This window comes from Pseudomonas sp. Larv2_ips, from assembly GCF_963879675.1.
GTDB lineage: Bacteria > Pseudomonadota > Gammaproteobacteria > Pseudomonadales > Pseudomonadaceae > Aquipseudomonas.
This window is the reverse complement of the sequence record NZ_CAWOAW010000001.1, coordinates 240,699-266,027: the sequence shown is the minus strand read 5'-3', so window position 1 is coordinate 266,027 and position 25,329 is coordinate 240,699. Positions and strand designations below refer to the sequence as shown.

Here is a 25,329-nt window from a genome sequence, read left to right as displayed (position 1 = left end):
CCGACAGCCTAACAGACCAATACGTCGGGAAAGCTGTCGGGTTCGTCGCCGGGCAACGGTTGCGCACCGATGTAGGCCGTAATCAGCTCACGGGCGTAAACGGCCTGGTCGTTGTCCACCTCCAGGCCCAGCAGGCCGAAAATCGGCAATTCGCCGGTACCGCCGAGCAAATGGCGCCCCACCAGGTGCGCCTCGATGCCCTCGCTGGCGAGCATTTGTTGCAGCAACTCGCCTTCCATCAGGTTTTCCGGTTCATAGATTCGCTGCATGCGCGTACCTGTTACTCGTTTTCGCTGCGGACCGTGAGCATCCATTCGTCATCGTGTACCTGCAGATCAAAGATTATTGGCCGGCAACACACCGGGCAGTCTTCAATGTATGACTGATCGCCGCCGGAAAGGTCCAGCACGGCCTCAGCCGGCTCACCACAATAAGGACAATCGTACGACTCGGTTTCCAGCATCGCGGTCTCCCAGGTGACTTGTGCGTATAATCGCCGGTCTATTTACAGGGCTATTCACGGCAGAGCCAATATTGCGGCCGCACCCTGATATTTCCTTTACTTACACTAGCCGTTTCTAACAAGAGAGCATGATGGGCGAATTCGATACCATCCGACCTTACAACGACAGCGAAGTCCCGGCAGTGCTGGCGCGTCTGTTCAGTGACAAGGCCTTTCTGGACATCCTGACCCACTTCCGCTTCCCGCGCTTTGCCGGCGCCCTGGGCTGGCTGCTCAAGCCGATGATCGCCCGCAAGCTGCGCCGCGAGTTCGCCGGTGTCACCACCGTGGCCACGCTGCAGGACAAAGTCGAATATTACGTCGACCACACCATTGACCGCGCAACCGACGGGGTGACGTACACCGGCGTCGAACAGCTGAAGTCGGGCACCGCCTACCTGTTTCTGGCCAACCACCGCGACATCGTGATGGACCCCGCCTTCGTCAACTACGCCGTGTACCACGCCGGCCTGCCGACGCCGCGCATTGCCATTGGCGACAACCTGCTGCAAAAGCCGTTTGTCAGCGACCTGATGCGCCTGAACAAGAGCTTCATCGTGCACCGCTCGATCACCGGGCGAAAGGAAAAGATGGCGGCGTATAACCTGCTGTCGGCCTACATCAACCATTCGATCCGCAACGACTGTCAGTCGATCTGGATCGCCCAGGCCGAAGGCCGGGCCAAGGATGGCGACGATCGCACCGAGTCGGCGATCCTCAAGATGTTTCACGTCAGCCGCAAGGATGAGCCGTTTGCCGAGGTGATCCAGTCGCTGAACCTGACGCCGGTGTCGATCAGCTACGAATACGACCCCTGCGACACGGCCAAGGCCCGCGAACTGTATATCCGCGCCACCACCGGCACCTACAGCAAGGCGCCGGGCGAGGATGATGTGAGCATCGCCCTGGGCATCACCGGCTACAAGGGCCGTGTGCATGTGAACTTTGCGCCGCCGATCACCGAACGTTTCGAGGACACCAAGTTGCTGGCGGTGGAAATGGACCGGCAGATTCTCGGCGGCTATCGCCTGTTCCCGGTGCATTACCTGGCGTACGCGCAGTGGAGCGACGCCGACCCGCAATTGCAGGTGCCGACGGCGGCCGAGGTGTTCCCGGCCGACGAGCTGGCCAAGGCGAAAGCGGAGTGGGAACGGCGCTTGAATGAATGCCCGGCCGAGCACCGGCCGTATCTGGTGGTGCAGTACGCGACGCCGGTGAGGAATCAATATCGGGTTAAAGCCGGGATTGCACTGTAAACACCGAAGCAAAATGTGGGAGCGGGCTTGCACGCGAAAGCGCGGGTTCAGTCAAGGATGTATCGACTGAACCCCTGCCTTCGCGGGCAAGCCCGCTCCCACATTTGTTTTGTGGTGTTTTTTAGAGGTGAGTACTGAGCCAGGACGTGGCCAGCGCCAGCCCGAGGCAGGCAAACCCTAAGCGATAAGCCAGACGATGCGCCCGTTCGGTGCGCACATCCAGAAACAACATCGGCTGGTCAATCGCGCGATCTTCGCTTTGCGCGGTCAGATCGGCCAGTGCGCGCTGCTCGCGCAAACGGGTGATGAACAGCAGCGCTGCGCCTGGGCAGGCCACCAGTAGAGCCACAACATTGATCAGCAGTGCAGGCAGCGCCATCGCAAACCTCAGTCGTACAGTGTGCTGGTATCAATTCAGATACAAACCTGAGTGATATTGGCCTCCTGCCGCTGAAACGTTCCGTCCCCCAAGTACGATCAATGTATCCATTAATTTACAGCGTCACCTGAACGTCACCTTAACAAGCCACGCTGTTGCCCTTCGAACACCCGGGAGCTTGTCATGCTGCATGCGCAAAACCAGGATCGGCTGTATTTGATCGCCCCAAACGATGAGCAAGAGGCGCTGGTTGGCGCACTCGCCTTCAACGTTCAGGATCGCCACTGGCTGGTGTATTGCGCGCTGGGCGGGCACCAGCACGCCGACCTGCCGGAGCTGGACCTGCTCACCGGTGTGAGTGTGCTGGACTTTTATGTCGAAACCGCGGCATGAAGCGACAGGCGTAAAAAAACCGGGCTCATCGCTGAGCCCGGTTTTTTTATGCAGGGTTACTGCGCGCTGAGCAGTTGGCCGATGCTTGGGTCTTTGAACAGGCGAGTCAGGGCGTCACTGAGGACGTCGCTGACCAGCTTGGTGTTGGTCTCTTGATTGGGCGACATGCCGAAACGCTGATTCAGCGATGCGCCGTAGCGGCCGCTGTAGCGACGGGTGCCGGCACTGACGTCGGACTTGAACGTCGCGCCAATGGAGGCTTCAGTCACGTACAAGCCTTCTTTGGGCGACTGGTATTTCAGTTCGGCCAGGGTGATGGTCAGCTGAGGCGCGCCCGGCGAGTTGGCCGGTGTGAAGCCCAACAGGCGCACGGCGGCTTCGGCCTGGGCCTGCAGCTTGGGCAGCACGTCTTGACCGGTGACCGAAATAAGCGCGGTCTCAGGGTACAGCCCACCACGCGAACCCAGCGTCGGCGACGGACGACCGTCCACCACACGCACCGATACCGGCTGGCCGTGACCGACAGGCGCCAGCTGCGCGGTGACTTTAGGTTGCGGGCTGAGTTGTTGCGGGCTGTTGGCGCAGCCAACCAGGGTCAAACTGGTCACAGTGATCAAACCGAACAACAGGCGTTGCAACATACTCATTTCTCCAGGACTAGATGCAAACAGGGCGCCAGTATAACGGTGCATGCGCGCCACTCACCAGCCATCCTGAACGGCAGCTGAAGGCATGCTCAAATTACAATTTCGCATAAATCCGTCATTCCAATGTCATGCCACACTGGCAACCTTCAAGCATGTAACGCAACAGGTACAAAGCCATGCGCCTTCTCAAGTCATTGTTCATGCAACACACCCGTCATCGCCACTATGCGCTGCTTGATGCGCACGGCCATTGCCTGGCGTTCAAGCAGTGCAGCCTGCCGCCTGTCGGCGAAGGTTGGGTGGAAGTCTCGGAGACTCATCTGGGCTGGATGCACCGCCCGCTGCCGGCAAGCGCGCGGGTCAGCCCGAAGGTTATGCACGCACAACCCCGGCATGCGTTGGCCTCCTGACCGAGACACGAATAAAAGTCATAAAACACGCCCATTTCCCCGGCGTTCTTCGCTACAATCTCCCCCCGATTATAAGGACGTCTCCTGATCGGGCCTCGCAGCATCGTTAATGCCTCGGTATTAACCCATGAATCGCCCACAGAGAGCCGCCCACACAGATCGAGTGAAGCTGGCGCGCTTGCTGTTTTCTTTGCAACCCACCCGCCTTACCGAATCTGCCAGAGCTGCCATTGCGCTCGGCCACTTGAGTTGTTTGCCCGTTTTGCCGCGTGTCGGCAGAGGTTTGCGGGCCAGGTGCCAGGCTGGGGCAGCCCTTTTTTGAGGTTCACGTCTTCAAAAGAGCGTGAAAAAACGGGTTTTCACAACTTCACAAGAGTGTGGCGAGCAAATGAATAGTTTGGCGTTTGTACAAGCACCATCAGCGTCTGGAACAGCCCAACCACACAGGACCGAGCACTCCTCAAACACCGGAGCTTGAGCCTGTCCGCTACGGATTGGTTGCACAAATCGCACGCTTTGACCATAAGTCGAATTGCCACAGGCGCCTATGAATGCGTTCATAGGCAGATTAGCCCGGCAGGAAGCGTGTGCTGAAGTTGCAAAGAATTGCGAATCGGACATGGCGATCCTGGCCATGGGTAATCTGGGGCAACACGTGAACCGCCCCGTCACTCCTGGCAGCCATGCCGTCAATTTGGTGCTGCAGATTTTGGAGACGCGTTAAATGGCGCATAACGAAGCAGTCGACGTAGTACTGGTAGGGGCCGGCATCATGAGTGCTACCCTGGCCGTACTGCTCAAAGAGCTCGACCCCGGCCTCAAGCTGGAAGTCGTTGAGCTGATGGATTCGGGTGCCGCGGAAAGTTCCAACCCGTGGAACAACGCCGGTACCGGTCACGCCGGGCTGTGTGAGCTGAACTACACACCGCAGGCCGCTGATGGCTCCATCGACATCAAGAAAGCCGTGCACATCAACACCCAGTTCGAGGTGTCGAAGCAGTTCTGGGCGTACCTGACCAAAAAAGGCACCTTTGGCTCGTCCAAATCCTTTATCAGCCCGGTGCCGCACCTGAGCTTCGTGCAGGGCGACAAAGGCGTGTCCTTCCTCAAGAAGCGCTTTGAAACCCTCAGCCAGCACCACGCGTTCTCGGACATGCACTACACCGAAGACCGCAGTGAGATGGCCGAGTGGATGCCGCTGATGATGCCGGGTCGCCCGCTCGACGAAAAAATCGCTGCCACCCGCGTGATGAATGGCACCGACGTCAACTTCGGCGCTCTGACCAATCAATTGCTGTCGCACCTGACCAGCGCACCGGATGCCCAGGTCAAGTACTGCAAGCGCGTCACTGGCCTCAAGCGCAACGGCGCGGGCTGGACCGTGAGCATCAAGGACGTCAACAGCGGCAACAGCCGTGAAGTCGACGCCAAGTTCGTGTTCCTCGGCGCCGGTGGCGCGGCCCTGCCGCTGCTGCAAGCCTCGGGCATCGAAGAAAGCAAAGGCTTCGGCGGCTTCCCGGTCAGCGGCCAGTGGCTGCGTTGCGACAACCCGGAGGTGGTCAAGCACCACCAGGCCAAGGTCTACAGCCAGGCCGCGGTAGGTTCGCCGCCGATGTCCGTGCCGCACCTGGACACCCGCGTAGTCGATGGCAAGAAATCCCTGCTGTTCGGGCCCTATGCCGGCTTTACCACCAAGTTCCTCAAGCACGGCTCGTTCCTGGACCTGCCAATGTCGATTCGCGCCGGCAACATCGGCCCGATGCTGGCCGTGGCTCGCGACAACATGGACCTGACCAAGTACCTGGTCAGCGAAGTGCGCCAATCCATGGAGCAGCGCCTGGAATCCCTGCGCCGCTTCTACCCTGAGGCGAAAGCCGAAGACTGGCGCCTGGAAGTGGCCGGTCAGCGGGTGCAGATCATCAAGAAAGACCCGAAAAAAGGCGGCGTGCTGCAATTTGGCACCGAGCTGGTTGCAGCCAAAGACGGCTCGCTGGCCGCCCTGCTGGGCGCGTCTCCAGGTGCTTCGGTGACCGTGTCGATCATGCTGGAACTGATCGAGCGCTGCTTCCCGCAAAAGGCTGCGGGCGAGTGGGCGGCCAAACTGCACGAGATCTTCCCGGCGCGCGAAAAAGTCCTGGAGACCGATGCCGAGCTGTATCGCAAGATCAATACGCAGAACAACATCAGCCTGGAACTGGTTGAGCAAAGCAACGAAGCCGAAAGCTACGCATAAGGCTTCGACGCAATAAAAAACGCCCCGCTCTCGGCATGAGAACGGGGCGTTTTTGTGTGGCTTGGCTAATCAGCCGCGAGCGTTGTCGATCAGCTCAATGTACTCGGCGGCGTTACGCTGATCCTTGATCAGGTCAACGAAGGTCTGGCCATGCTCGTCCTTGCCGTCCAGATCCAGGCCGGCTTCCTTGAAAAAGCCCAGGAACCGCGCGAAGTCGTCGATACGCAAGCCACGGTAGGCTTTGATCAGTTTGTGCAGGGACGGTGAAGTTGCGTCAACCGGCTCGAAGTCCAGGAACAACTTGATCTGGTCGTCGCCTATCTCGTCACCAATCACCTGTTTCTTATCTTTACGCATTACCGACTCCAGCCTGCAGACATTACACGGGAAACGCAGTTTACCTGCGGCACACACGCTTCGGAAGCGACCAGGAACCTATGGGGGAGCTGGCTTGCCTGCGATGGCGGTGCATCAGTGACAGTTGGGCGCACTGACCCGCCACCATCGCAGCGTAAAAGGCCGCCACAAAAGCTCGCCTGCTGCAGATTTTGTGTTCGCCAACAGTTGTGTAGATACCTGCGGTCCCACTATTTAGCGCGAACGGCGCCGGTGTGCAGGTCCGCCCAAATGTGCCCGTTGGCATAGCTGAGGAACTGCACATACACCGTGTCGTTGCGTAGCAGGTCGACGATCACGCGGTACTGGGCCACCGGGTAAGACAAGGTCAGGGTCTTACTGCTCTCATCGAACACCGGCTTTTTCAGGCTTTTGCTTTCAGCGTCAAAATTGAGCACCACCTGGGCGATGGTCGCGCCTTTGTTCAAGGGTTTGCCCTTGAGGCGAATCATCAGCGGCGACGTCACCGGGATCGGCTGCTGAGTCGATTGACGCTGATTGCCGACCACCACTGCATATTCGGTGATTTGCAGCAGTTGCTGCTGATCGGGCGTGGCGGCACGCAAGGTAAGGTCGTCGGGCGGCAGGAACTGGCTGTGCATCGGCGCAGGCGCCGCAGCCAGCGGCAAGCTGAGGGTCAACGCCAGGGCGGCGCAGGTGCGTTTCAACAGGCTCATGGGCCGCTCCGAGAGAGATGGCCGAGCACTGTAGCTCAATCGAACTGGGCGAGCATCCAGCGTCGATACTCGGCAACGCCGGCATCGCCTTCGTGTGGCGCCCAGTCAGCCAACTCGCCCTCGCCTACGGGTCGATAAGGCCCGGCCTTGCATTCAAACATCACGCTGTCGGGCTCCAGCACCACCAGGCCGTGAAATACGCCGGGTGGCAGGTCGACACCTGCACACTCGCCGCCCGCCCGCAGGACGCGCTTGGCGATCACCTCACCGGTTTCGCTGAAAACCAGCAGGCCCAGGGCGCCCTTGAGCACCATCAGGGTCTCTGCCTTGTCCGCACTCAGGTGCCGATGCGGCGGCACATAGGTGTCGGGTTGCATGCCAACGGCCAGGCGATGGCAAGGCTCTTCCATCTGATGAAGGTTATGATGGTGCCGGCCACGGGGGCTGGCGGCCGCTTTCTCGGCCAGTTCGGTGAAGAGTGTTTGATCAAGAAAGCGGACCATGGCTTACATTCCTTTGACGGCGAAGATCCCATTGGCATTACGCCAGTAGCCTTTGTAGTCCATGCCGTAACCGAAAATGTAGCGGTCGATGCATGGCAGACCGACGTAATCGGCTTTCAGGTCCGGACGTGCTTTGCGGTCATGGTCTTTGTCGATCAGCACGGCGGTGTGCACTTTGCGCGCGCCGGCGTGTTTGCAGAAGTCGATGATCGCGCCCAGCGTGTGCCCTTCATCAAGGATGTCGTCGATGATCAGCACGTCGCGGTCGATGAACGAGACTTCCGGCTTGGCTTTCCAGAACAGGTCGCCGCCGCTGGTTTCGTTGCGATAACGGGTGGCGTGCAGGTAGGAGGCTTCCAGCGGGAACTGCAGGTGAGTCAGCAATTTGCCGGCGAAGATCAGGCCACCGTTCATCACGCAAAAGACCACCGGGTTGGTGTCGGCCATTTCGCGGGTGATGTGCGCGCCGACCTTGGCGATCGCCTCTTCGACTTGCGCTTCGGTGTACAGGCAGTCAGCCTCGCGCATGATTTGACGGATATGCTCGAGATCAGCGGACATGGCGCTCTCCAAGGGGGTGCTGTGGCAAGAAAAGCGGGCAAAGGTACGCATGTGAGGCGCAACGATCAAGCCTTAATGGACTAACGTACTAGATGTCTATAGGACAACACCCTCGGATAGATTAATCTAGGCCGGTTTTTTTGCCCGCCGCCGGAGCTTTTCCCATGCCCACTCGCGAGATCCGCCACCCGCTGATCAGACACAAACTCGGCCTTATGCGCCGTGCCGACATTAGCACGAAGAACTTCCGTGAGCTTGCTCAGGAAGTCGGAGCGCTGCTCACTTACGAAGCAACCAAAGATTTGCCCCTGGAAACCTACGAGATTCCTGGTTGGGCCGGCCCCGTCCAGGTCGAGAAAATCGCCGGTAAGAAAATCACCGTGGTACCGATCCTGCGCGCCGGTATCGGCATGCTCGAGGGCGTGCTCAGCCTGATCCCGGGCGCCAAAGTCAGCGCCGTCGGCGTGGCCCGTAATGAGGAAACCTTGCAGGCTCACACCTACCTGGAAAAACTCGTTCCGGAAATCAACGAGCGCCTGGCGATGATCATCGACCCGATGCTCGCCACCGGCAGTTCCATGGTCGCCACCATCGACCTGCTGAAAAAAGCCGGCTGCAGAGACATCCGCGCCATGGTGCTGGTGGCTGCGCCCGAAGGCATCGCTGCCGTCGAGAAGGCCCATCCGGACGTGCAGATCTACACCGCGTCCATCGATGAGCGCCTGAACGAACACGGCTACATCATCCCAGGCCTGGGCGATGCCGGTGACAAGATCTTCGGCACCAAGCAGAAGGACGCGTGAGCATGCAGGATGATTTCAACGACCCGCTTTGGCGCCAGATCCTGTCTGGCGCACAGATGCTCTTCGTAGCATTTGGCGCGTTGGTGTTGATGCCGCTGATCACAGGTCTTGATCCAAACGTCGCACTGTTTACCGCTGGCCTGGGCACGTTGCTGTTCCAGGTGGTGACAGGGCGGCAGGTGCCGGTATTCCTGGCATCGAGCTTTGCGTTTATCACTCCGATCATTCTCGCCAAGGGCCAGTTCGGCCTCGCGGAGACCATGGGCGGGGTGATGGCGGCCGGTTTCGTTTATACCTTCCTTGGCCTGGCAGTGAAGGTCAAAGGCACTGGTTTCATCGACCGGCTGCTGCCGCCGGTGGTCATCGGCCCGGTGATCATTTCCATCGGCCTGGCCATGGCGCCGATTGCCGCCAACATGGCAATGGGCAAAGCCGGGGATGGCAGCGAGCTGATCCATTACCAGACGGCCATGCTGATCTCGATGCCGGCGCTGCTGACCACGTTGATCGTGGCGGTGTTCGGCAAAGGCATATTCCGCCTGGTGCCGATCATTTCCGGTGTGCTGGTGGGCTTTGCCATGTCGTTCTACTTTGGTGTAGTCGACACGGCGAAGATCGCCGCTGCGCCCTGGTTCGCCCTGCCCCACTTCACCGCGCCGGAGTTCAACTGGCAGGCGATTCTGTTCATCGTCCCGGTGGCCCTGGCCCCGGCGATCGAGCATATCGGCGGTGTAATTGCGGTGGGCAGCGTGACCGGTCGCGACTACCTGAAGAAACCTGGCCTGCATCGCACGCTGTTGGGTGACGGTATTGCCACCACGGCCGCCGGCCTGTTTGGCGGCCCGCCGAACACCACCTACGCCGAAGTGACCGGCGCGGTGATGCTGACCAAGAACTACAACCCGAAAATCATGACCTGGGCGGCGGTATTTGCCATCAGCCTGGCGTTTATCGGTAAGTTCGGCGCACTGCTGCAAAGCATCCCGGTGCCGGTGATGGGCGGCATTCTGTGCCTGCTGTTCGGCTCGATTGCGGCGGTGGGCATGAACACGCTGATCCGCCACAAGATCGACCTCGGCGAGGCGCGCAATCTGGTGATTGTGTCGGTGACCCTGGTGTTCGGGATTGGCGGTGTGCTGGTCGGCACCGGCACCGGCCCGGATGATTTCGGCCTCAAGGGCATTGCCCTGTGCGCGGTGGTAGCGATTGGTTTGAACCTGCTGCTGCCGGGCAATGATGGCTGGAAGAACAAAAAGCCGGATGAGCCGCTGATCTAACTGTTAACGCAACACGAATGTGGGAGCGGGCTTGCTCGCGAATGCAGTGTGTCATTGAGCACATCAGTGACTGAACCCCTGCATTCGCGAGCAACCCCGCTCCCACATTTTTTCAGCTTCAGTGTGGCTTAGAGCTCGCCCAACGCATCAATCAGCGCCTGGTTCTGCTCAGGCGTGCCAATACTGATCCGCAGGAACTGGGCAATCCGCTCCTGCTTGAAGTGCCGCACAATCACCCCCTGCTCCCGCACTTTGGCCGCCAGCCCGGCAGCGTCGTGCCCTGGATGCCGAGCAAAGATGAAGTTGGCCGCAGACGGCAGTACTTCAAACCCCTTGGCTTCCAGTTGCGCCACCAGCTTTTCACGGCTGTCGATCACCAATTGGCAGGTCTTCTGGAAGTACTCACGGTCGTCAAACGCCGCCGCCGCGCCGACAATCGCCAGCCGATCCAGCGGGTAGGAGTTGAAGCTGTTCTTGACCCGCTCCAGCGCCTCGATCAGGTCCGGGTGCCCCACCGCCAGGCCTACACGCAGACCGGCCAGTGAGCGCGATTTGGACAGGGTCTGGGTCACCAGCAGGTTCGGGTAACGGTCCACCAGGCTGATAGCGGTTTCGCCGCCGAAGTCGATATAGGCTTCATCGACCACCACCACCGAGTCCGGGCTGGCCTTGAGGATTTGCTCCACCGCGTCCAGCGCCAGTACGCAGCCGGTAGGCGCGTTCGGGTTGGGGAAGATGATCCCGCCATTGGGCTTCGCGTAGTCGGCCACACGAATCTGGAACTGCTCGTCCAGCGGCACCGGTTCAGACGTGATGCCGTAGAGCCCGCAGTAGACCGGATAGAAGCTGTAGCTGATGTCCGGGAACAACAACGGCAAGTCGTGCTGGAACAGGCCGTGGAAGATGTGCGCCAGGACTTCATCGGAACCGTTACCGAGAAAGACCTTGCTGGCGTCGATCCCGTAATACTTGGCCACCGCCTGCTTGAGCAGGTCGCTGTTGGGGTCCGGGTACAGGCGCAAGTTGTCGTTCAACTCGGCCTGCATTGCCGCGAGTGCCTTGGGCGATGGGCCGTAGGGGTTCTCGTTGGTGTTGAGCTTGACCAGCTTGGTCAGCTTCGGCTGCTCGCCGGGCACGTACGGCACGAGATTCTTGACGAAGGGGCTCCAGAATTTGCTCATGTCTCAGTTCCCCTCTTCAAGGATGCGGTATTCGGCGCTGCGGGCGTGAGCGCTCAGGGATTCACCACGGGCCAGCACCGAGGCGGTCTTGCCCAGCTCGGAAGCGCCTTGTGGCGAGCAGAAGATGATCGAGGAGCGCTTCTGGAAGTCATACACGCCGAGCGGCGACGAGAAACGCGCGGTGCCGGAGGTCGGCAGCACGTGGTTCGGGCCGGCGCAGTAGTCGCCCAGGGCTTCACTGGTGTGGCGGCCCATGAAGATCGCGCCAGCGTGGCGAATCGACGGCAGCCACGCTTGTGGGTCGGCCACGGACAACTCCAGGTGCTCCGGCGCGATGCGGTTGGCCACCTCAATGGCCTGCTCCATGTCGCGTACCAGGATCAGCGCACCACGGCCATTGATCGACTTCTCGATGATCTCGGCGCGGTCCATGGTCGGCAGCAGCTTGTCGATGCTGGCGGCGACCTTGTCGAGGAACTCGGCGTCGGGGCTGACCAGGATCGCCTGGGCGTCCTCGTCATGCTCGGCCTGGGAGAACAGGTCCATGGCGATCCAGTCCGGGTCGGTCTGGCCGTCACACACCACCAGGATTTCCGAAGGGCCGGCGATCATGTCGATACCGACCTGGCCGAACACGTGGCGCTTGGCGGTGGCGACATAAATGTTGCCTGGGCCGACCACTTTGTCGACCTTCGGCACGCTTTCGGTGCCATAGGCCAGGGCCGCGACAGCTTGAGCGCCGCCGATGGTGAACACGCGGTCAACCCCGGCGATGCACGCGGCAGCCAGCACCAACTCGTTGATTTCGCCACGCGGCGTTGGCACGACCATGACCACTTCGGTCACGCCCGCCACTTTGGCCGGGATAGCGTTCATCAACACCGACGACGGGTACGAGGCTTTACCGCCCGGCACGTACAGCCCCGCGCGGTCCAGCGGCGTGACCTTCTGGCCCAGCACGGTGCCGTCGGCCTCGGTGTAGCTCCACGAATCCTGTTTCTGTTTTTCGTGGTAGCTGCGTACGCGTGCCGCTGCCACTTCCAGGGCTTCACGCTGCGGCGCGGTGATGCGTGTGAGGGCCAGCTCCAGGCGCTCGCGCGGCAAGATCAGGTCGGACATCGACGCGACGTCGAGGCCGTCGAACTGGCGGGTGAAATCCACCAGCGCCGCATCACCGCGCTCGCGCACGGCCTTGATGATGTCGAGCACCCGCTGGTTGACCGAGTCGTCGGACACGCTTTCCCAGCTCAGCAGATGATCCAGATGATGGGCGAAATCCGGGTCGGCAGCGTTGAGTCGGGCAATTGCAGTGGACGTGGTCATAGCGAGGGCCTCATAGGATTGGCAAAAATGCTCAGGCGCCGAACGTTAGCAGTCGATCCGCTTGGGCACCTGAGAATTCTGGCTATGAGGCGGATAGACGGGCGCGACCTAGGGTCGCGCAGGTGAGTCAACCGCGGTGTCGAGACTCCACTGCCTTGCGCAGGGTGTCGATCAACGCCTGGATACGGGCGTGTTGCATTTTCATCGAAGCTTTGTTGACGATCAGTCGCGAGCTGATGTCGGCAATGAAATCCTGAGGCTCAAGACCGTTGGCACGCAGCGTGTTGCCGGTGTCGACTACGTCGATGATCTTGTCGGCCAGGCCGATCAGCGGTGCCAGTTCCATCGAGCCGTAGAGCTTGATGATGTCGACCTGGCGACCTTGCTCGGCATAGTAACGCTTGGCAACGTTGACGAACTTGGTCGCCACGCGCAGGCGGCCTTTGGGTTCGACGTCACCGACACGGCCGGCGGTCATCAGCTTGCACAGGGCAATACGCAGGTCCAATGGCTCGTACAGGCCCTGGCCGCCGTATTCCATCAACACGTCTTTACCCGCGACACCGAGGTCGGCCGCGCCATGTTCAACGTAAGTCGGCACGTCAGTGGCACGCACGATCAGCAGGCGAACGTCGTCCTGGGTCGTGGGGATGATCAGCTTGCGGCTCTTGTCCGGATTCTCGGTCGGCACGATGCCCGCTTCAGCCAGAAGCGGCAAAGTGTCGTCAAGGATGCGGCCCTTGGACAGTGCGATGGTCAACATGGGAAACGTCAGTCCTTCATCAGGCTATTGCTGTCCGGTCGCAGACGGCGCCAGACACAGATCGAGGCCATTACAGCCTCGATTTGAAACAAATTCAGCAGGAACACACTCAGTTAACAGCAAAACACCATCCCGTGGCGAGCGGGCTTGTCCAACGCTGGACTGCATAGCAGTCCCGTCTTGGAGGGCGCTACGCGGCCGGTACGACGACTCGACAAGCCCGTTCGCCACAGTGACGGTGTTTACCGCTACTGCGACTAGCCCGGTACGCGGCGGATCTTGGCGCCGAGCATCTGCAGTTTCTCTTCGATGCACTCGTAACCACGGTCTATGTGGTAGATGCGGTCGATCAGCGTGTCGCCGTCAGCGCACAGTGCCGAGATGACCAGGCTGGCCGACGCGCGCAGGTCGGTAGCCATCACTGGCGCGCCCTTGAGCTTGTCGATACCGGTGACGATGGCGGTGTTGCCTTCGACCTGGATCTTGGCGCCCATGCGGTGCAGTTCATACACGTGCATGAAGCGGTTTTCGAAAATGGTTTCGATCACGGCACCGGTGCCTTCGGCAATCGCGTTCAAGGAAATGAACTGCGCTTGCATGTCGGTCGGGAACGCCGGGTAAGGAGCGGTCCGCACGTTGACGGCTTTTGGCCGCTTGCCGTGCATGTTCAGCTCGATCCAGTCGGCACCGGTGGTGATTTCAGCACCGGCTTCCTTGAGTTTTTCCAGGACGGCTTCAAGGATGGTCGGATCGGTGTCCTTGACCTTGACGCGGCCACCTGTAACGGCAGCAGCCACCAGGTAGGTGCCGGTCTCGATACGGTCCGGCATCACTTTATAAGTGGCCGAGTGCAGACGCTTGACACCGTCGATGGTGATGGTGTCAGTGCCGGCGCCGGTGATGTTGGCTCCCATGGCGATCAGGAAGTTGGCCAGGTCGACTACTTCCGGCTCGCGCGCGGCGTTTTGCAGGACGCTGCGGCCGTTGGCCAGGGCTGCGGCCATCATGATGTTCTCGGTACCGGTCACGCTGACGGTATCAAAGAAGAAGTTGGCACCACGCAGGCCGCCTTCCGGCGCCTTGGCCTTGATGTAGCCGCCTTCGACGTCGATGGTTGCGCCCATGGCCTCAAGGCCACGGATGTGCAGGTCGACCGGACGCGAACCGATGGCGCAACCGCCAGGCAGTGCCACTTCGGCCTCACCGAAACGGGCAACCATCGGGCCCAGCACCAGGATCGATGCGCGCATGGTTTTCACCAGCTCGTACGGAGCGATCAGGGTCTTGATGGTGCGCGGGTCGATTTCGACGGACAGTTTCTCGTCGATCACAGGTTCAATGCCCATGCGACCGAACAGCTCGATCATGGTGGTGATGTCGTGCAAGTGCGGCAGGTTGGCCACAGTCACCGGGCCATCGCACAGCAGGGTCGCTGCCAGAATCGGCAAGGCAGAGTTTTTCGCACCGGAAATGCGGATCTCGCCATCAAGGCGGGCACCGCCGGTAATAATCAATTTATCCATAAGAATCTCGACGCCTTGGGGGCTCAGGTGCGCTCGGCCCAGGCCGCGCGGCTGAAAAATTTCATAGTGACCGCGTGGATGCTGCCATCGGTGATCCACGGGTTTAAATGGGCATAGATCTGCTGTTGACGCTTGACCGGGCTCAATGCCGCCAGTTCATCGCTAATCACGTTCAGCTGGAAATTGCAGCCTTCGCCTTCAACTTCTACGTTCGTTTCGGGCAGCTTTCCTTCAAGGAAGCTTTTAACTTCTAGGGCCTGCATGCTCAACCTCTATCGGCGCCCAGTGCGCACGGGTCGCACATCATACAAAAAAGCCCCGCGCCTGCGAACCCCGCATAGCAGGACTCTGACGGGGGGCTTCCTTGATATTGGCTATTAAGGATGCGCCAGAAGCTCGGTCAGACCGGAAACTTCGGCAATTTCGCGCATGTCCTCAGGCAACGCACGGATGCTGACCGGCTTTTTGACCGCCTCGGCATCACGCATGAAGCACAGCAACAATGACAAACCGACGCTGCTGGACTTGGTCACTGCCGAGCAGTCCAGCACCAGCGCAGGCGCGTTGCTGCTGTTGATCAGCGCCTGGCCCTGCTTGCGCAGGTCAGGCCCGGAGCGGTAATCGAGCACGCCGCTCAGAAATAACTCGCCAGCGTCGCCAAGCCGAACGGCCGACTCGGTCATTGCGCAGGCTTCCCGGCAGCTTGTTTGTCGGTTTCTTCCTTGGCCTTGGCGACTTCACCGGCCCAACCATTGATGGTTTTGTCCAGGTCGTTGCCATTGCGCTGCATGGCATCAGCGAACTGATCGCGGAACAGCTTGCCAATGTTGATGCCGTTGATGATCACGTTGCGCAGTTTCCACTCGCCTTTGACCTTCTCCAGCGTGTACTGCACAGGGTAGACGGCGCCGTTGGTGCCTTTGACGGTCATGTTGACGCTGGTGCGGTCACCTGACTCATCCCCGGCCGGAGCAACGGTAATCCCCTGGTTGTTGTATTCCAGCAGGGCATTACCGTAGAACTGGAACAGGCCCTTTTTGAAGTTTTCCTGGAAGGTCTGCATCTGCGCAGGCGTTGCCTTGCGCGAATACTTGACCGTCATGATGCTGCGGGAAATGCCTTCGGCATCAACCACTGGCCCGACAATGGTGTTGAGCGCATCGTAGAACTTGCTTGGGTCTTGCTTGTACTGCTCTTTATTGGCAGTCAGGTCAGCCAACATTTTGTTGGTCGTGTCCTGCACCAGATCGTGCGCAGAACCCGCCGCGTTGGCCATCAAGGGCAGCGCTGCAAGCAGCACCAGCAGGCCACGTCGCAAGGTAGAGATCATGAACAGATTCCTCATTTGGCGTCTTTATTGACCGTATTGAGCAGGAATTTACCGATCAAGTCTTCAAGCACCAGCGACGACTGTGTGTCGTGGATTGTCGAACCATCCTTGAGCAGGGCTGTTTCCCCGCCCACGCTGACGCCGATGTACTTCTCGCCCAGCAGACCCGCAGTGAGAATAGATGCAGTGGAGTCAGTCGGCAGATTATCTACCTTCTTGTCTACCTGCATGGTTACTCGCCCGGTGAAGCTGTCGCGATCCAGATCGATTGCCGTGACCTTGCCGATGGTCACACCGGCCATGGTCACTTTAGCTCTGACAGTCAAACCGGCGATATTGTCGAAGTAAGCGTAAAGTTTATAAGTATCGGCGGTCGGGCTGGCCGAAAGGCCACTGACTCGCAGGGCCAGCAACAGTAAAGCCAGGATGCCAGCCAGCAAGAAAAGGCCGACACCGATTTCCACAGTGCGGTTTTGCATCAGAAATCTCCAAACATCAAGGCGGTCAAAATGAAGTCAAGGCCCAGTACCGCCAGCGAGGCGTACACAACGGTCTTGGTGGTGGCGCGACTGATCCCCTCTGAAGTGGGCTCACAGTCATAGCCTTGGAATACGGCGATCCAGGTCACTACAAAGGCGAAAACGATGCTTTTGATGATGCCATTGAGCACGTCGCCGCTGAAGGTCACGCTGTTTTGCATGTTGCCCCAGTACGAGCCGTCATAGACGCCCAACCAGTCAACCGCCACCCACGAACCGCCCCAGATGCCTACCACGCTGAAAATCATCGCCAGCAGTGGCAGGGAAATGAAGCCGGCCCACAGGCGCGGGGCAACGATGTACTTGAGCGGGTCCACGCCGATCATTTCCAGGCTGGACAACTGCTCGGTGGACTTCATGTTACCGATCTCGGCAGTCAGCGCAGAACCTGCGCGCCCGGCAAACAGCAAGGCGGTGACCACCGGGCCCAGTTCACGCAACAGCGTCAGGGCGACCATCTGCCCCACTGCCTGCTCCGAGCCGTAGCTGGAGAGGATGTTGAACCCCTGCAACGCCAGCACCATGCCGATGAAAATCCCGGAAACCACGATGATGACCAGGGACATCACGCCGACGGAGTGCAGTTGTTTGAGCAGCAGGCCAAAGCCGCCACCAATGCCGCCGCGACCGAGCAACGCGTGAAACAGAAAAATCGTCGAACGCCCAAGCACTTCGACCATGTCGATGCCCGAGCGACCGAAAAGGCGAACCTTTTCGATGAGAGATGTCTTGCGCATCAGCGCTTCCCCAGAAGATCTGAGCGGTAGTCCGCTGCCGGAAAATGGAAAGGCACCGGGCCATCGGGATCGCCGGTCATGAATTGGCGAATGCGCGGGTTGTCAGCGTTCATCAGCTCTTCAGGCGTGCCTTGCCCCAGCACCTGACCATCGCCTACTACATAAAGGTAGTCGGCGATGCTCGCGGTTTCAGCCAGGTCGTGGGACACCACGATACTGGTGATGCCGAGCGCATCGTTGAGCAGGCGGATCAACCGCACCAGCACGCCCATAGCGATGGGGTCCTGACCGACGAAAGGCTCGTCATACATGAGGATCTGCGGATCGAGAGCAATGGCACGCGCCAAAGCGACACGGCGCTTCATGCCGCCGGACAATTCATCAGGCATCAGGTCGATGGCGCCGCGTAGGCCAACGGCCTGCAGTTTCAGCAACACGATGTCACGAATCATTTCATCGGACAGCTGGGTATGCACCCGTAGCGGAAACGCCACGTTTTCGAAAACATCGAGGTCGGTGAACAAGGCGCCGCTCTGGAACAGCACGCCCATATGCTTGCGGGCATCGAACAGATCGCTGCGCGACAGCGTCGGCAGGTTCTGGCCGTTGACCCATACTTCGCCGGCGCTAGGGCGCAATTGCATACCCATCAGGCGCAACAGGGTGGTCTTGCCGCAACCGGAAGGCCCCATGATGCCCGTGACTTTACCGCGGGGAATGCGAATATCGACGTTATTGAAGATGCTGCGCGTCCCGCGCTTGAAGGTAAGGCCCTTCAGCTCGACCGCGTAGGCGTTATCGGCACTCATCTAATCTCCTTGGGATGCAGCCTTTCACTCAGACACCATGTTTGCGACATTCGTTTGCAATGGTCGCGCAATAGTTTGCAACGGGTGCGCATTATTTAGTCACATGGGTTGGGCGGACCGAACTGGCGGCGAACTATATCACTGCTGGTACAGAGCCCCCAAGGCCGGAACAGCGCTCGTTCAGATTCGGGACAGGGAAAAAAACCCTGCCGGGCATGATTCTCTTGCTCAAGCAGAATAAACCCTGACGAACTTGCGTGAGGGAATTGATCATTACCGCTATAATCGCCGACTTTTCGTCAGGCTATACGATTTCAGACATGAGCCAATCCAGCGACCTTATTCAATCCGCACAACGCACCATCCGTCTCGAGCTAGAAGCCGTAGAAGGCTTGCTGGCCCATATCGACGCGGATTTCGTACGTGCCTGCGAGATGATTCTGGCCAGCAAAGGCCGCGTTGTCGTGGTTGGCATGGGCAAGTCAGGCCACGTCGGCAACAAGATTGCCGCTACGTTGGCCAGCACCGGAACCACGGCTTTTTTCGTACACCCGGCCGAAGCCAGCCACGGCGATATGGGCATGATCACCAAGGATGACATCATCCTGGCATTGTCGAACTCCGGCACCACCAACGAAATCGTGACCCTGCTGCCGCTGATTAAGCGCCTGGGCATCAAGATGGTCAGCATTACCGGTAACCCGGATTCGACGCTGGCCAAGGCCGCGGAAGTGAACTTGAATGTTCACGTAGCCCACGAGGCCTGCCCGCTGAACCTGGCGCCGACGTCCTCGACCACCGCCGCCCTGGTGATGGGCGATGCCTTGGCCGTGGCGCTCTTGGAAGCCCGCGGCTTTACCGCTGAAGATTTCGCGTTTTCGCATCCAGGCGGCGCTCTCGGCCGTCGCTTGCTGCTGAAAGTGGAAAACGTCATGCATTCGGGCGATGAACTGCCCCACGTCCAGCGCGGCACCCTGCTAAAGGACGCGCTGATGGAAATGACCCTCAAACGTCTGGGCATGACTGTCATTCTGGAGTCCGACGGGCGTCTGGCCGGCGTTTTCACTGACGGTGACCTACGCCGTACGCTGGACCGCAATCTCGACATTCAAACGGCGACGATCGATGAAGTCATGACCCCTCACGGCAAGACCGCACGCCCGGAAATGCTCGCGGCCGAAGCGTTGAAGATCATGGAAGACCACAAGATTCTTGCGCTGGTAGTCGTCGACGGCGACGATCACCCGGTTGGCGCCCTGAACATGCACGACTTGCTGCGTGCGGGAGTGATGTAAATGACCAGCGACCTGCTGCAACGCGGTAAACACATCAAACTGGCGATTTTCGACGTCGATGGCGTGCTGACCGACGGCCGCCTGTACTTCCTCGAAGATGGCAGTGAATTCAAGACGTTCAACACCCTCGACGGCCAAGGCATCAAAATGTTGATGGCCGCGGGCGTGCAAACTGCGATTATCAGCGGTCGAAAAACACCGGTTGTGGAACGCCGTGCACAAAACCTGGGTATTCCTCACCTGTATCAGGGCCGTGAGGATAAACTGGTGGTTCTGGACGAGCTTCTTGGCCAACTCAACCTAAGCTATGAGCAGGTCGCCTACTTGGGCGATGACCTGCCCGACCTCCCGGTTATCCGCCGCGTAGGTCTGGGCATGGCCGTTGCCAATGCGGCGACCTTTGTTCGCGAGCACGCCCATGGCATCACCACGGCCCGTGGCGGCGAAGGTGCCGCCCGCGAGTTCTGTGAATTGATCCTGCGTGCCCAGGGCAGCCTTGAAGCGGCACATGCCGCCTACTTATAGAGCGTTTTATGCTGAGCAAAAAGATTCGCAATTTCCTGCTGTTCGGGATCATCGCCGCGCTGTTTCTGGCGGTAGGCTACTGGAATATCAGCCCCGAACGCTTTCTCGACAAGCCTGTCGGGCAGGTTGACGCAGGCGCTATCGACTATTACGCAACCAACGCCTACAGCGTACAGTTCCTGCCGGATGGCAAGGTTCAGTATGAAATGACCTCGGACAAAGTCGAGCACTTGAAGTCGTCCGAAGTCACGTTGCTGACCAACCCGGACATGAACTTGTACCGCGGCACTGAGTTCCCTTGGCATGTCACCAGCAAGCATGGCGAAGTCAACCCGGACGGCACTCAGGTAGAACTGATCGACTCGGTACGTGTTGCACGTACTGACGATAAGAACCGCGACACTATTATTACCAGCAGTCGCATGACCGTTTTCCCACAACAGCAATATGCGCAGACCGAGCAAGACGTTAGAATCGACGGCGCTGGCGGTGTATCGACTGGCAAGGGAATGAAAGCGTATTTGAAAGAAAGCAGGATACACCTGCTATCGAACGTAAGAGGACAGTATGAGGCTCGTTAAAACCCTCCCTATTTTGCTCGGTCTGGGCGCAGCACTGGGAAGCGTGAGCGCCTGGGCTCTGCCGAACGATAGCCAGCAACCGATCCACATTCAGGCTGACGATGCACAGCTGGATGACAAGCAAGGCGTTGCAACCTATACCGGCGCCGTGATCATCACCCAAGGTTCGATGAAGATTACCGGCAACACGGTGACGCTCACGCGTACGCCTGCGGGTGACATCGACGTGGTGACTTCGGTGGGTAACCTGGCCTATTTCGAACAGAAGCAGGCTGCTGCAGATCCTGCTCCGATGAAGGGCTACGGCAAGACCATCCAGTATCACGCCCAGCAGAACCGTATCATCCTGATCGATCAGGCCAGGGTTGTGAGCAGCGACGGCAATACCACGGACGGTGAGAAAATCACCTATGACACCGTGAAGCAGATCGCTCAGGCTGGTCGTGCCACCGGCGCGAAGATCGGCACGCCGAAACCGCGTATCGACATGGTTATCCAGCCCAAGCAGAAAGACGCTGCCGCTCAGCCTGCGGCTAAACCCGCTGCGAAGAAGGCGAACTAATGGCAACCCTCAAAGCCCAGCATCTGGCCAAGGCTTACAAAAGCCGTCAGGTCGTGCGCGACGTCAGCCTGTCGATCGACAGTGGCCAGATCGTCGGCCTGCTCGGCCCTAACGGTGCCGGCAAAACCACATGCTTCTATATGATCGTCGGGCTGGTCCAGGCGGATCAGGGCCGTGTATTGATCGACGACCTCGACGTGAGCCACCAGCCAATGCACGGTCGTGCACGCGCAGGTATCGGCTATCTCCCCCAGGAGGCGTCGATCTTTCGCAAACTGTCGGTGTCGGACAACATCATGGCGATCCTCGAGACCCGCAAGGAACTCGACCGTGACGGCCGCCGCAAGGAGCTGGAAAGCCTGCTTCAGGAATTCCACATCAACCACATTCGCGACAACCTCGGCATGAGCCTGTCCGGTGGTGAGCGCCGTCGCGTGGAAATCGCACGTGCACTGGCAACCGCGCCGAAGTTCATCCTGCTGGACGAACCGTTTGCCGGCGTTGACCCGATCTCGGTCGGCGACATCAAACAGATCATCCATCACCTCAAAGCCAAGGGCATCGGCGTATTGATCACTGACCACAACGTCCGTGAAACCCTCGATATCTGTGAGACGGCTTATATCGTCAACGATGGCCAGCTGATAGCCGAAGGCGATTCCGCCACCATCCTGGCTAACGAACTGGTCAAGGAAGTGTACCTGGGCCACGAGTTCCGCCTGTAAGCATCGTGGTGTCACGGCTGTTCGCCAAGGCGCGCGGGAGTCAATAAAAACCTCGTTTTTTTATTGTTACCGCGCTCTAGGCAAAGCCCCCGACATCAGGCATATAATTTGCTTATGTTTGGCGCTCACGCGCCCTGTCGTGGATGGCGCATTGCGCCGGCGAATAAGGTGTTAAGCCCCTGCCATGAAACCATCGCTAGTCCTGAGAATGGGCCAGCAGCTGACGATGACACCGCAGCTGCAACAGGCCATCCGCCTGCTCCAATTGTCGACCCTGGACCTGCAACAGGAAATCCAGGAGGCCCTGGAGTCCAATCCGATGCTCGAACGCCAGGAAGAAGGCGACGACTTCGATAATGCAGACCCGCTGGCCGACAACATCGAGCAAAAACCCAACTCCGACGTGCAGGAACCCTCCTACCAGGAAACCGCCCCAACGGTGGATAACCTTGAGGAAGGCGAATGGAACGAACGCATTCCCAACGACCTCCCCGTGGATACCGCGTGGGAAGACGTTTACCAGACCAGCGCCAGCAGCCTGCCCAGCAATGACGATGACGAATGGGATTTCACCACCCGCACGTCCGCTGGCGAAAGCCTGCAAAGCCATTTGTTGTGGCAACTTAACCTCGCGCCGATGTCCGACACCGATCGCCTGATCGCTGTCACCCTGATCGACTGCATTAATAACCAGGGCTACCTGGACGAAACCCTTGATGAAATTCTCGAGGCCTTCGACCCGGAACTGGACATCGAGCTGGACGAAATCGAAGCCGTCCTTCACCGCATTCAACAGTTTGAGCCCGCCGGCATTGGCGCCCGCACCCTCAGCGAGTGCCTGCTGCTGCAATTGCGTCAACTGCCCGCCAAGACACCTTGGCTCGCCGAGGCCCAGCGCCTGGTCACCGACTACATCGACCTGCTGGGCAGCCGCGACTACAGCCAGTTGATGCGCCGCATGAAGCTCAAGGAAGACGACCTGCGCCAGGTCATCGAGCTGGTACAGAGCCTCAATCCGCGCCCCGGCTCGCAAATCGAGTCCAGCGAAGCCGAATACGTCGTTCCCGACGTGATCGTGCGCAAGGACAACGAACGCTGGCTGGTGGAGCTTAACCAGGAATCGGTGCCACGTTTGCGCGTCAACCCACAATACGCAGGCTTTGTGCGCCGCGCCGACACCAGTGCCGACAACACCTTCATGCGCAACCAGTTGCAGGAAGCGCGCTGGTTCATCAAGAGCCTGCAAAGCCGCAACGAAACCCTGATGAAAGTGGCCACCCAGATCGTCGAGCACCAGCGCGGCTTCCTGGAATATGGCGACGAGGCAATGAAACCGTTGGTGCTGCATGACATCGCCGAGGCGGTAGGCATGCACGAATCAACGATTTCCCGGGTGACCACGCAGAAGTTCATGCATACCCCACGGGGTATTTATGAGTTGAAATACTTTTTCTCCAGCCATGTCAGCACCTCCGAAGGCGGCGAATGCTCGTCCACGGCGATCCGCGCGATCATCAAAAAACTGGTTGCTGCGGAAAATCAGAAAAAGCCGTTGAGTGACAGCAAGATCGCTGGTTTACTGGAGGCACAAGGCATTCAGGTCGCCCGTCGAACCGTCGCCAAGTACCGCGAGTCCCTCGGGATCGCGCCTTCCAGCGAGCGTAAGCGTTTGATGTGACGGGCGGGCCATAGCGTTCCAGTGGCGGGTATTCCTACCCGCCGCTTTATGCACTGGCAACGAAGGAGAAGCTGTATGCAAGTCAACATCAGTGGACACCAACTAGAAGTTACCAAGCCCCTGCGTGAGTACACCGAGAGCAAGCTGAACAAGCTTGCGGGGCATTTTGACAAGATCACCAACGTGCAGGTCATCATGGAGGTCGACAAGCTCAAGCAAAAAATCGAGGCCACCCTGCACGTACCGAATGCGAAGCTAGTCGCCAATGCGGAGCATGAAGACATGTACGCAGCGATTGACTCGCTCTACGACAAGCTGGACCGCCAACTCATAAAGCATAAGGAAAAGTATCTGCACCTGATGCAAGGTACAGGTCGTTAACTCTCCCCCATGATCCAACTTGAAACCATCCTGACCCCCGGCCGTTCACTCGTGAACGCGCCGGGCGGCAGCAAGAAGAAAGCCCTCGAACACATCGCTAACCTGATCAGCCGTGAAGTGCCTGAGCTGGATGAGCAAGTTGTGTTCAAGGCCCTGATTGACCGTGAAAAGCTGGGCTCGACCGGTTTTGGTAACGGCATCGCCATTCCTCACTGCCGCCTTGAAGGCTGTACTTCGCCCGTAAGTGCACTTTTACACCTGCAAGAAAAAATCGATTTTGATGCCATCGACGGCGCCCCGGTTGACCTGCTGTTCGTGCTGCTGGTCCCGCAGGCCGCCACCGATGCACACCTGGAGCTGCTCCGGCAGATCGCCAGCATGCTCGACCGCAAGGAAGTACGCGACAAACTGCGCAGTGCCAGCAGCAACGAGGCGCTCTATCAGGTTGTCCTGGATGAACAAAACAGGCAGTAATCATGCGTTTGATCATCGTCAGCGGCCGTTCCGGCTCGGGTAAAAGCACCGCACTCAATGTCCTTGAAGACAACGGCTTCTATTGCATCGACAACCTGCCCGCCGGCCTGCTGCCGGAATTGGCCGAGCGTGCGCTGATTCATACTGAGTTGGCGCAGCCGTTGGTTGCCGTTTCAATTGATGCCCGTAATCTGCCCAGCCACCTCTCGCGATTTCCTGAATTGCTCGAAGAAGTGCGGGCCAAGCACATCAATTGCGACGTGCTGTACCTGGATGCCGACGAAGAGACGCTGCTCAAGCGCTTCTCTGAAACGCGTCGACGCCATCCTCTGAGCAGCCCTCACCGCTCGCTGGCCGAGGCCATTGAGGACGAGACCACGCTGCTGGGGCCGATCATCGACCTCGCCGATCTCAAGATCAACACCACCGGCCTGAACTTGTATCAGCTGCGCGACGCCATCAAGCTACGCCTGCTGAATCAACCAGAGCCTGGCACGGCATTTCTCGTCGAGTCGTTTGGCTTCAAACGAGGCATGCCGGTCGATGCCGACCTGGTGTTCGACGTTCGCTGCCTGCCCAACCCTTACTGGAAGCCGGAGCTGCGTGATCAGTCCGGGCTGGATCAGCCGGTGGCCGAGTACCTGGCTGCGCAACCGGATGTCGAAGAGATGTTCCAGGACATTTCCAGCTACCTGCTTAAATGGTTGCCACGTTTTGCCGCGAGTAATCGTGCCTATGTCACTATCGCCATCGGCTGCACCGGCGGCCATCATCGTTCTGTCTACCTGACTGAACGCCTGGGCCAGGTGCTGCAACAAACCCTCAAGAACGTCCAGGTTCGCCACCGCGACCTTAGCTGAAAGGAA

At 59.2% G+C, this 25,329-nt stretch carries 33 protein-coding genes; 15 read left to right on the top strand and 18 right to left on the bottom strand.

What is annotated here, in order from left to right:
* Positions 1-8: 8 nt before the first annotated feature.
* Both AACV02_RS01295 and AACV02_RS01290 read right to left on the bottom strand, forming a co-directional pair.
* Complete coding sequence (locus AACV02_RS01295; protein WP_106578701.1) at positions 9-269, bottom strand: putative signal transducing protein; 261 nt, start codon at positions 267-269, stop codon at positions 9-11.
* A gap of 11 nt (positions 270-280) precedes the next feature.
* Entirely contained in the window at positions 281-463 is a 183-nt protein-coding gene (locus tag AACV02_RS01290) for a CPXCG motif-containing cysteine-rich protein (protein ID WP_106578700.1), read from the bottom strand.
* 131 nt (positions 464-594) lie between these two features.
* On the opposite strand from AACV02_RS01290, the gene AACV02_RS01285 reads away from it, so the two are divergent.
* Entirely contained in the window at positions 595-1,758 is a 1,164-nt protein-coding gene (locus AACV02_RS01285; RefSeq protein WP_177413673.1) for a 1-acyl-sn-glycerol-3-phosphate acyltransferase, read from the top strand.
* 121 nt (positions 1,759-1,879) lie between these two features.
* Here AACV02_RS01285 and AACV02_RS01280 read toward each other — a convergent pair whose 3' ends face one another.
* Complete coding sequence (locus AACV02_RS01280) at positions 1,880-2,137, bottom strand: hypothetical protein (protein ID WP_106578698.1); 258 nt, start codon at positions 2,135-2,137, stop codon at positions 1,880-1,882.
* A 183-nt stretch (positions 2,138-2,320) separates the two neighbouring features.
* Here AACV02_RS01280 and AACV02_RS01275 point away from each other — a divergent pair, with 183 nt between their 5' ends.
* Positions 2,321-2,530, top strand: coding sequence for a hypothetical protein (locus AACV02_RS01275; RefSeq protein WP_106578697.1), 210 nt, complete (start codon positions 2,321-2,323; stop codon positions 2,528-2,530).
* Between the two features lie 56 nt (positions 2,531-2,586).
* On the opposite strand, the gene AACV02_RS01270 is transcribed toward AACV02_RS01275, so the two are convergent.
* A complete protein-coding gene (locus AACV02_RS01270; RefSeq protein ID WP_064450736.1) occupies positions 2,587-3,171 on the bottom strand; it encodes a YajG family lipoprotein in 585 nt (194 codons plus the stop codon).
* Positions 3,172-3,353: 182 nt separating this feature from the next.
* Here AACV02_RS01270 and AACV02_RS01265 point away from each other — a divergent pair, with 182 nt between their 5' ends.
* Both AACV02_RS01265 and mqo read left to right on the top strand, forming a co-directional pair.
* Positions 3,354-3,587, top strand: a complete 234-nt coding sequence (locus AACV02_RS01265; RefSeq protein WP_119736632.1) for a hypothetical protein — start codon at positions 3,354-3,356, stop codon at positions 3,585-3,587.
* A gap of 724 nt (positions 3,588-4,311) precedes the next feature.
* Entirely contained in the window at positions 4,312-5,820 is a 1,509-nt protein-coding gene (gene mqo, locus AACV02_RS01260; protein WP_106578695.1) for a malate dehydrogenase (quinone), read from the top strand.
* Positions 5,821-5,889: 69 nt separating this feature from the next.
* On the opposite strand, the gene AACV02_RS01255 is transcribed toward mqo, so the two are convergent.
* The 4 genes from AACV02_RS01255 to AACV02_RS01240 all read right to left on the bottom strand — a co-directional run bounded on the left by AACV02_RS01255 (position 5,890) and on the right by AACV02_RS01240 (position 7,957).
* Positions 5,890-6,177, bottom strand: a complete 288-nt coding sequence (locus AACV02_RS01255; RefSeq protein WP_106578694.1) for a PA4642 family protein — start codon at positions 6,175-6,177, stop codon at positions 5,890-5,892.
* A 230-nt stretch (positions 6,178-6,407) separates the two neighbouring features.
* On the bottom strand, positions 6,408-6,893 hold the full coding sequence (locus AACV02_RS01250; RefSeq protein ID WP_119736630.1) for a hypothetical protein: 486 nt from the start codon (positions 6,891-6,893) through the stop codon (positions 6,408-6,410).
* A 35-nt stretch (positions 6,894-6,928) separates the two neighbouring features.
* The gene (locus AACV02_RS01245) at positions 6,929-7,396 is read right to left on the bottom strand and encodes a WbuC family cupin fold metalloprotein (protein ID WP_119736627.1); all 468 of its coding nucleotides are present in this window, start codon (positions 7,394-7,396) and stop codon (positions 6,929-6,931) included.
* Between the two features lie 3 nt (positions 7,397-7,399).
* Complete coding sequence (locus AACV02_RS01240; protein WP_025856323.1) at positions 7,400-7,957, bottom strand: hypoxanthine-guanine phosphoribosyltransferase; 558 nt, start codon at positions 7,955-7,957, stop codon at positions 7,400-7,402.
* A 164-nt stretch (positions 7,958-8,121) separates the two neighbouring features.
* On the opposite strand from AACV02_RS01240, the gene upp reads away from it, so the two are divergent.
* Both upp and AACV02_RS01230 read left to right on the top strand, forming a co-directional pair.
* Positions 8,122-8,760, top strand: coding sequence for a uracil phosphoribosyltransferase (gene upp, locus AACV02_RS01235; protein WP_003188608.1), 639 nt, complete (start codon positions 8,122-8,124; stop codon positions 8,758-8,760).
* Between the two features lie 2 nt (positions 8,761-8,762).
* Positions 8,763-10,037, top strand: a complete 1,275-nt coding sequence (locus tag AACV02_RS01230) for a uracil-xanthine permease family protein (protein ID WP_119736625.1) — start codon at positions 8,763-8,765, stop codon at positions 10,035-10,037.
* A gap of 128 nt (positions 10,038-10,165) precedes the next feature.
* Here AACV02_RS01230 and hisC read toward each other — a convergent pair whose 3' ends face one another.
* From hisC to AACV02_RS01180, 10 genes are all read right to left on the bottom strand, one after another.
* On the bottom strand, positions 10,166-11,218 hold the full coding sequence (gene hisC / locus AACV02_RS01225; protein WP_119736623.1) for a histidinol-phosphate transaminase: 1,053 nt from the start codon (positions 11,216-11,218) through the stop codon (positions 10,166-10,168).
* A gap of 3 nt (positions 11,219-11,221) precedes the next feature.
* On the bottom strand, positions 11,222-12,541 hold the full coding sequence (hisD, locus tag AACV02_RS01220) for a histidinol dehydrogenase (protein WP_106578689.1): 1,320 nt from the start codon (positions 12,539-12,541) through the stop codon (positions 11,222-11,224).
* 127 nt (positions 12,542-12,668) lie between these two features.
* On the bottom strand, positions 12,669-13,304 hold the full coding sequence (gene hisG / locus AACV02_RS01215) for an ATP phosphoribosyltransferase (protein ID WP_003188599.1): 636 nt from the start codon (positions 13,302-13,304) through the stop codon (positions 12,669-12,671).
* Between the two features lie 257 nt (positions 13,305-13,561).
* Positions 13,562-14,827 carry a UDP-N-acetylglucosamine 1-carboxyvinyltransferase gene (gene murA / locus AACV02_RS01210; RefSeq protein ID WP_106578687.1) on the bottom strand — a complete coding sequence of 422 codons (1,266 nt, stop codon included), beginning with the start codon at positions 14,825-14,827 and terminating at the stop codon, positions 13,562-13,564.
* Positions 14,828-14,850: 23 nt separating this feature from the next.
* Positions 14,851-15,090 carry a BolA family protein gene (locus AACV02_RS01205; RefSeq protein ID WP_008434291.1) on the bottom strand — a complete coding sequence of 80 codons (240 nt, stop codon included), beginning with the start codon at positions 15,088-15,090 and terminating at the stop codon, positions 14,851-14,853.
* A gap of 114 nt (positions 15,091-15,204) precedes the next feature.
* Entirely contained in the window at positions 15,205-15,510 is a 306-nt protein-coding gene (locus tag AACV02_RS01200; RefSeq protein WP_106578686.1) for an STAS domain-containing protein, read from the bottom strand.
* Positions 15,507-16,157: an MlaC/ttg2D family ABC transporter substrate-binding protein gene (locus AACV02_RS01195; protein WP_119736621.1), complete on the bottom strand. Its 651-nt coding sequence runs from the start codon at positions 16,155-16,157 to the stop codon at positions 15,507-15,509. Before AACV02_RS01195 ends, AACV02_RS01200 begins: the two co-directional genes overlap by 4 nt.
* Before the next feature lie 11 nt (positions 16,158-16,168).
* Positions 16,169-16,636 carry an outer membrane lipid asymmetry maintenance protein MlaD gene (mlaD, locus tag AACV02_RS01190; RefSeq protein WP_005784855.1) on the bottom strand — a complete coding sequence of 156 codons (468 nt, stop codon included), beginning with the start codon at positions 16,634-16,636 and terminating at the stop codon, positions 16,169-16,171.
* Positions 16,636-17,433: a lipid asymmetry maintenance ABC transporter permease subunit MlaE gene (mlaE, locus tag AACV02_RS01185; protein WP_106578684.1), complete on the bottom strand. Its 798-nt coding sequence runs from the start codon at positions 17,431-17,433 to the stop codon at positions 16,636-16,638. The genes mlaD and mlaE overlap by 1 nt, the downstream gene beginning before the upstream one ends.
* Positions 17,433-18,242 carry an ATP-binding cassette domain-containing protein gene (locus AACV02_RS01180; protein ID WP_003171811.1) on the bottom strand — a complete coding sequence of 270 codons (810 nt, stop codon included), beginning with the start codon at positions 18,240-18,242 and terminating at the stop codon, positions 17,433-17,435. Before AACV02_RS01180 ends, mlaE begins: the two co-directional genes overlap by 1 nt.
* 320 nt (positions 18,243-18,562) lie before the next feature.
* Here AACV02_RS01180 and AACV02_RS01175 point away from each other — a divergent pair, with 320 nt between their 5' ends.
* The 9 genes from AACV02_RS01175 to rapZ all read left to right on the top strand — a co-directional run bounded on the left by AACV02_RS01175 (position 18,563) and on the right by rapZ (position 25,323).
* Positions 18,563-19,537 carry a KpsF/GutQ family sugar-phosphate isomerase gene (locus AACV02_RS01175; RefSeq protein WP_106578683.1) on the top strand — a complete coding sequence of 325 codons (975 nt, stop codon included), beginning with the start codon at positions 18,563-18,565 and terminating at the stop codon, positions 19,535-19,537.
* The gene (locus AACV02_RS01170) at positions 19,538-20,062 is read left to right on the top strand and encodes a KdsC family phosphatase (protein WP_106578682.1); all 525 of its coding nucleotides are present in this window, start codon (positions 19,538-19,540) and stop codon (positions 20,060-20,062) included. It abuts the gene before it with no gap.
* Between the two features lie 8 nt (positions 20,063-20,070).
* Positions 20,071-20,643: an LPS export ABC transporter periplasmic protein LptC gene (lptC, locus tag AACV02_RS01165; protein WP_119736618.1), complete on the top strand. Its 573-nt coding sequence runs from the start codon at positions 20,071-20,073 to the stop codon at positions 20,641-20,643.
* Positions 20,630-21,205, top strand: coding sequence for a lipopolysaccharide transport periplasmic protein LptA (gene lptA, locus AACV02_RS01160; protein ID WP_119736616.1), 576 nt, complete (start codon positions 20,630-20,632; stop codon positions 21,203-21,205). The genes lptC and lptA overlap by 14 nt, the downstream gene beginning before the upstream one ends.
* Positions 21,205-21,930: an LPS export ABC transporter ATP-binding protein gene (gene lptB, locus AACV02_RS01155; protein ID WP_016974288.1), complete on the top strand. Its 726-nt coding sequence runs from the start codon at positions 21,205-21,207 to the stop codon at positions 21,928-21,930. The genes lptA and lptB overlap by 1 nt, the downstream gene beginning before the upstream one ends.
* Positions 21,931-22,114: 184 nt before the next feature.
* Entirely contained in the window at positions 22,115-23,608 is a 1,494-nt protein-coding gene (locus AACV02_RS01150; RefSeq protein ID WP_106578679.1) for an RNA polymerase factor sigma-54, read from the top strand.
* Between the two features lie 75 nt (positions 23,609-23,683).
* Positions 23,684-23,989 (top strand): ribosome hibernation-promoting factor, HPF/YfiA family, encoded by a 306-nt coding sequence (hpf, locus tag AACV02_RS01145; protein WP_106578678.1) that lies wholly within the window; start codon positions 23,684-23,686, stop codon positions 23,987-23,989.
* Between the two features lie 9 nt (positions 23,990-23,998).
* Complete coding sequence (gene ptsN, locus AACV02_RS01140) at positions 23,999-24,463, top strand: PTS IIA-like nitrogen regulatory protein PtsN (RefSeq protein WP_058419319.1); 465 nt, start codon at positions 23,999-24,001, stop codon at positions 24,461-24,463.
* A gap of 2 nt (positions 24,464-24,465) precedes the next feature.
* Positions 24,466-25,323, top strand: a complete 858-nt coding sequence (gene rapZ, locus AACV02_RS01135; RefSeq protein ID WP_106578677.1) for an RNase adapter RapZ — start codon at positions 24,466-24,468, stop codon at positions 25,321-25,323.
* Positions 25,324-25,329 lie beyond the last annotated feature (6 nt).